1 protein-coding gene is annotated in these 1,760 nt (G+C 73.3%); it reads right to left on the reverse strand.

The window, feature by feature from the left end; genetic code table 11:
- Positions 1-1,667: sensor histidine kinase (locus H5J30_RS31200; RefSeq protein ID WP_181790882.1), on the reverse strand; the 1,667-nt coding region annotated here is incomplete at its 3' end.
- Positions 1,668-1,760 lie beyond the last annotated feature (93 nt).

The following is a 1,760-nucleotide window of genomic DNA, read 5'->3' on the forward strand; positions in this document are numbered from 1 at the left end:
CCCGCGGGCGCGCCGGTGCTGCTGCCGACGCGGCCGACGCAGGTCCAGCCGTCCTCGCCGCGCTGCCGCTCGAAGAGCGACACGGACTCCATGCCGAACGTCTCGCGGACCCGGTCCAGCAGCGATTCGAGCGACGCCTCGCCGCGCAGCACGCTGCCCGCGAGCAGCGACATCACCTCCGACTCGGCGCGCAGCCGGGCGGCCTGGGAGGTGCGGCGGGCGGCGAGGTCGACGACGGACGCGACGGCGACGGCGACCGCGAAGAAGACGACGAGGGCGACGATGTTGCGCGCGTCGGCGATGGTGAAGGTCTCGACGGGCGGGGTGAAGTAGTAGTTCAGCAGCAGCGAGCCGGCGCCGGCGGAGGCCAGCGCGGGCAGCGTGCCGCCGAGGAGCGCCGCGAGCACGGTGGCGAAGAGGAACAGCAGCACCTCGTTGGCCAGCCCGAGGCTCCGGTCGAGCATGAGCATCACCGCGGTGAGCAGCACGGGCCCGACCAGGCCGACGAGCCAGCCGGCGACGATACGGCGGGGGCCCAGGCGGGCGCCGCGGGAGATCGGCAGCCCGCGGCCCTTGGCGACCTCGCCGTGGGTGACGATGTGCACGTCGAGGTCGGGCCCGGACTCGCGGGCCACGGTGGCGCCGACGCCGGGGCCGAAGGCGTACTGCCACGCCTTGCGCCGGCTGGAGCCCAGCACGATCTGGGTGGCGTTGACGCCGCGGGCGAACTCCAGCAGGGCGTCCGGCACGTCGTCGCCGATGACGTGGTGGAACGTACCGCCCAGGTCCTCGACCAGGGTGCGCTGGACGGCCAGTTCCTCGGGCGAGGCGGTGTTCAGGGGGGTCAGGCCGTCGCTGTGGGAGATGTAGACGGCCATGATCTCGCCGCCCGCGCCCTTGGTCGCCAGCCGCGCGCCGCGGCGGATGAGGGTGCGGCCCTCGGGGCCGCCGGTGAGGCCGACGACGATGCGCTCGCGGGCCTGCCAGGTGTCGCGGATGGCGTGCTCGCTGCGGTACTCGCGCAGGTAGTCGTCGACGCGGTCGGCGACCCAGAGCAGGGCCAGCTCGCGCAGGGCGGTCAGGTTGCCGGGGCGGAAGTAGTTCGACAGGGCGGCGTCGATCTTGCCGGGGTCGTAGATGTTGCCGTGGGCCATGCGGCGGCGGAGCGCCTCGGGCGACATGTCGACAAGCTCGATCTGGTCGGCCTTGCGCACCACGGCGTCCGGCACGGTCTCCCGCTGCCGTACGCCGGTGATGTTCTCCACCACGTCCCCCAGCGACTCCAGGTGCTGGATGTTGACGGTCGATATGACGTCGATGCCGGCGGTCAGCAGCTCCTTGATGTCCTGCCAGCGCTTCTCGTTGCGGGAGCCGGGGACGTTGGTGTGCGCCATCTCGTCGACGAGCGCGACGGCCGGGCGGCGGGCGAGGACGGCGTCCACGTCCATCTCGGTGAACCGCGTGCCGCGGTACTCCAGCTGGCGGCGCGGTATCGGCTCCAGGCCGTGCAGCAGCACCTCGGTACGCGGCCGGTCGTGGTGCTCGACGAAGCCCACCACGACGTCGGTGCCGCGCTCCAGCCGGCGGTGCGCCTCGGAGAGCATCGCGTAGGTCTTGCCGACGCCCGGCGCCGCGCCCAGGTAGATCCGCAGCTTGCCCCGTGTCATGACTCGATCGTCCGTCCGCCTTCGTGCATGTCGCACCGTCGAGCGTACGACCGCGGGGGCGGTCCGGCGCGCCCGGCGAGGGCCGGGGGCCGG

The sequence above is a fragment of the Streptomyces phytophilus genome (assembly GCF_013870535.1).
Lineage (GTDB): Bacteria > Actinomycetota > Actinomycetes > Streptomycetales > Streptomycetaceae > Streptomyces > Streptomyces phytophilus.